Annotated in this window: 4 protein-coding genes; 3 read left to right on the top strand and 1 reads right to left on the bottom strand. The window is 34.7% G+C overall.

Annotation, left to right across the window (positions count from 1 at the left end; genetic code table 11):
- A partial coding sequence (locus tag E1140_RS01835) for a T9SS type A sorting domain-containing protein (RefSeq protein ID WP_155178435.1) occupies positions 1-2,549 on the top strand: 2,549 nt, incomplete at its 5' end.
- A gap of 103 nt (positions 2,550-2,652) precedes the next feature.
- The gene (locus E1140_RS01840; protein WP_155178437.1) at positions 2,653-2,991 is read left to right on the top strand and encodes a zinc ribbon domain-containing protein YjdM; all 339 of its coding nucleotides are present in this window, start codon (positions 2,653-2,655) and stop codon (positions 2,989-2,991) included.
- 37 nt (positions 2,992-3,028) lie between these two features.
- On the opposite strand, the gene E1140_RS01845 is transcribed toward E1140_RS01840, so the two are convergent.
- Positions 3,029-3,997 carry an ABC transporter ATP-binding protein gene (locus E1140_RS01845; RefSeq protein ID WP_185153370.1) on the bottom strand — a complete coding sequence of 323 codons (969 nt, stop codon included), beginning with the start codon at positions 3,995-3,997 and terminating at the stop codon, positions 3,029-3,031.
- A 140-nt stretch (positions 3,998-4,137) separates the two neighbouring features.
- Here E1140_RS01845 and E1140_RS01850 point away from each other — a divergent pair, with 140 nt between their 5' ends.
- Complete coding sequence (locus E1140_RS01850) at positions 4,138-4,650, top strand: hypothetical protein (protein ID WP_155178441.1); 513 nt, start codon at positions 4,138-4,140, stop codon at positions 4,648-4,650.
- Positions 4,651-4,722 lie beyond the last annotated feature (72 nt).

The following is a 4,722-nucleotide window of genomic DNA, read 5'->3' on the forward strand; positions in this document are numbered from 1 at the left end:
TTTCAGGAAGTTTCGATGTCATATATGGTCAAACCGCGAAAAGTGTAGCAAAAATAAATTCAGATGGCTCACGAGATATTGATTTTGTTTTACCTGGACCCGGAGCGAATGTTTTTGCCAACCAAGTTTTTACCATGCTCGATGATGACGAAAATATACTTATTGCTGGAATAGAAATAGGTTTTGATGACTATTCAATACTTAAACTAAATAATAATGGAGCATTAAATAATACTTATGCTCAAAAGAAAGCTAACTATCATACATCTACAGGATCCATCAACCCACCTGTGCTTGGAACAAATTCCTCAGGAGATATATTATTCTCAAGTATGCACACCCACTTCGATGGCCATTTTAGTCAAGGGCTATCTAAGCTAAATTCTTCTGGAGAAGTTTACACTGATTTTAATGCTGATTTGTCAGGAGGGGTCAACGTTTATAGCAGCAAAGTGCTTAGTGATGGAAGTATAGTAATTAGTGGGCAATTTACTGCTATTGAAGATACTCCAGCCGATTTTCTGCTAAAAATAAATAGTGATGGTTCACCTGACTATACTTTTATTAATAATATAGAGTTTTCAAGTTTGGGTTCCTGGATCACAGCCATTGAAGAAGATAATGCTGGCAACATTCTTTTGGGAGGTGGTTTCTCAACCTTCAATAATATCAGTTCAGGCTCCTTAGTAAAAATGTCTGCAAGTGGTGTTTTAGACAACACATTTAATGATCAAATACTTTCTAACAATTTGGGTCAAGGTGTTAATGATATTATTGTCCTACCGGATAACAAACTCCTAATATCAGGTGGTATTGATAATCCAAATACGTCTGATAAAGGCAGTATCTTAAGGCTTAACGCTGATGGAACAATAGACAACTCATTCAATTTTTCACTAAATGAAAACTACTATGTAAATGACATTGAGCTATTGCCTGATGATAAAATCATTTATAGTGGTTTAATCCCTACAGATAATAGAGGAATCTTAGGAAGAATAAACCCAGACGGTAGCATTGACGGCAGTTTTAATATATCTTATGACTTTACTAATATTCCAATTAATAAAATTGAATCTATCGAAGAAACTGGTATCATACTAGTTTCAACATATCAATATGATGACAATGTTGCCAAATTGCTTCAGTTTGAGTCTACCGGCACGCTGAAAGACGATATATCCGTTCAGACAAATGGTTATGATATAAATGTTATTTACCTCTTAGATACTGAAAACGTTCTACTTGGAGGACAGTTTCAAGAAATGAATAGTGCAAAAGTCGATGGTTTTACAAAAGTTAGTCTAGCAGGCGGAGTAGACTCAGAATACTCGTACAACTTTGAAATCATTGGTAATCTTTCGGCTCCAAGCATTAGAGGGATAACTAAACTTCAAGATTCGAAATACCTTATTCATGGTGGTTTTTCAAGTATTGAAGGTGAAGGTGCATTTAGTATTGCAAAAATGAATTTTGATGTGCCAAGAGCACCAAATAACCTTAGTGCTACTTTTGACTTTAGTAAAGGCATATCAATAACATGGAATGATCAATCTGAAAGAGAAACAGGATATCAAGTTTCCAGAAGTACGGCTGGAGGTGAATTTATAGTATTAGACACACTGCAAGCAAATAATACCAATTACATTGATAATAATGTTTCTTTAAATACTAAGTATGACTATCTGGTTAGAGTACTGAAAGAGTCATTATATTCAGGATCAGCTGAAATTGGGATTGTTACTGACAATTTAACCTCTCCTATCGAATTAACTGCTGAATTTGATTTTCTTAATGGACTAATTATCGGTTGGAATAAAAATGATGAAGAAGTAGATCAAGTTGAAATTTACAAGTCAAGTGATAATATTGAATTCAATTTGTTATCTACCGAAAATAGCCAGACACCTGAATATATTGATCCGGCAGTAGACCTAGGAACAACCTACTATTATAAATTCAAATCAATAAAAGGGTTATTTAAATCTGAGTTTAGTGATGTAAAAGAGTTTACAACTCCAACAACTTCTAATTTGAGTGCACCACAGCTTACTCTCACAGAAGTTGGTGTAAGTGAGTTTTTACTTTCTATGGTATCTAGTGATACAAATATCTTTGGATTTGAAATATATAAATCCCTTAAGAGCGACTCTGAATTTCAATTAGTAACATCAACTGAAGGACCTTCATATATTGATCAAACCCTGAATCAAGGTGACACTTACTTTTATAAAGTAAGGTCTTATGATTTATTTGATTTCTCTGATTACTCAAATGTTGAATCTTTATTAGTAACAAGTAATAAAAGCAGTTCATTTAATGAAGAACTTAGCATTTACCCTAATCCTTCAGATGGTTTCATAAAAATAAACTTTGAACCAACGGGATCAGATAGTTATCAAATACTGAATTCTGAGGGAAAAATTATTCAAAAAGGAACTCTAAATACTAACAGCGTTAATACAAGCAAATTAACTTCAGGCGTGTATATAATTAAAATTATAAATGGGAAGATTATTGCTACTGAAAGATTAATTATAAATAATTAACCGTCATAGTTTTAATTGAAAAAACAAATGCAAACAGTGTAGTACTGTTTGCATTTGTTTTTTCTAATAATCAGTAGATTTACAATAATTTAATCTAAACAACATGTCAGAAACACCAAAATGCCCCCAATGCAGTTCTAAATATGCCTATCCTATGGACCATTTGATGGTATGCCCTGAATGTGGTTACGAGTGGAACCCTGATGAAGTTGAAGCAGAAGAAAGTTCTGAAATTATTAAGGATTCTAATGGAAATGAGCTGCAAGATGGCGATACGGTGGTGGTAATTAAAGACCTACCCGTTAAAGGTGCTCCAAAACCTATAAAGGCCGGCACAAAGGTAAAGAACATCAGGTTAACAGATGGAGATCACAATATTGACTGCAAAATTGATGGTTTTGGATCAATGGCCTTAAAATCTGAATTTGTAAGGAAGGCCTGATAGTATCATTGTTATAAGTAGGGTTTAAGTAGGATCATCAACCCTTATCAACTTGTAATTTTACAGGAACTTTATCACCAATGGCTTTCGCTCCAACATTACCATAAATTACAATCTCTTCTCCATCTAGTTCTACTAACAGCTGATCATGGCTACCCTGGTAAGTTACTGCAAGCACCTTAGCATTCTTAGCCGATTTATCATTATCACAAATTGAAATAGCCTCTGGTCTAACAAAGACTTTTCCATTTACTTTAGTCAAGCGAGTGTCATCTAAGCCCCATTTTGAGGCATCAATTAGATTGTACTCACCAAACAAGCCTGCTACATATTCGTTTTGAGGGAAATTATAAGTATTAAATGGGTTATCACCCTGTATAACTTTACCTTGTCTCATTGTAAGCACTCTATCTGCCCATGAAAGTACATCCATAGGATTGTGCGCAACTAGCACTATAGTGGTATCCATTGACTTCACAATAGTTTCTAGAGCGCTTTTGATAATCTTCTGATGATGCAAGTCAAGGTTAGAAAAAGGTTCATCAAGCAGTAATACTTCTGGTCCGTCAACGAGTAATTTAGCCAGCGCAACACGCTGCTTTTCTCCACCTGACAATTGCTGAGAATCGGCTTGCAACAAATGCTCTATATGACATGCCTTATAAAGCTCATTGACCTGATTCTCACTAATTTTATATGGGTCATAAACAATTTCTTCAACTGTGCGAAAAAATGGTAATTCGAAATGCTGTGATAGATAAGCAATGGAAGGATGACCTGGAATAAGTTGATCGTTGGGGTTTTCCAGCACTTCATCTTTAAATTTTATTTGACCAACATCAGGCGCAACAAGACCTGCAATAGTCTTAAGCAAAGTAGATTTGCCCGAACCCGTCTCACCAACAATACCCAGTTTTTCATTTCTATCAATTGATAAAGATGTTGGCCCTAGCGCTATATCATCATTGTAGCTCTTGCTTACTTTATCTAATAGAATAAAACTCATAGGTAAATGCATTCATTAAACTGAGCCTCAAACTTAGTATTAACTCATGACATGAATATTAGTTTATCAAGGCAATTAAATATCCACGAACATTTGATATTCTTACCACTTTTCTTAATTTTCAACTTCAACAATAGCTATTGAGACAACTATCTGCCATATTACTTCTTACTTTGCTGGCCATAAGCTGGTTCTCCAATGTATTTTCAGTGCGATTGGTTGAGGAAGTTATTGTAGAACACCGACTTTCTGAAAGGGAAAAATCCATTTCAGACAAGGTTGTAAAAGATCTAGGGTTATCTCAAACCACTCAGTTAAAGTCTACAGACATTGAACATGCGCTGTCTCTTGGTTACGCAGCTCCATTTGTAATTTCACATAATATTGATGGAAAAACAGAGCACTTTGAAGTGCTTACAGATGATATTGAGTTAGTTGAGCAAGCTAAAGAAGTGTTACTGGCTGACCTTTCAGATTTGGAAAAAGATAAAGTAGAAGTAATTTTAAGTCATATCATTGATCATTATATTTCCTTTTCGCTTGAGGAACATAATTCCGAAAATGTAGTCCTAAGAGATATAGAAAATGGCACTTACAACATGTGTTATTATATCTCTTACCTGGATATAGCTTCTCCACCCCCCAAGGCATAACTCATCACTCAGGCCTAAGGTCAGATGCATGTGACCTATTAGGTTATATATTATTACATACCAGTTTAATAT

The sequence above is a fragment of the Fulvivirga lutimaris genome, from assembly GCF_009711525.1.
GTDB classification, from domain to species: Bacteria; Bacteroidota; Bacteroidia; order Cytophagales; family Cyclobacteriaceae; genus Fulvivirga; species Fulvivirga lutimaris.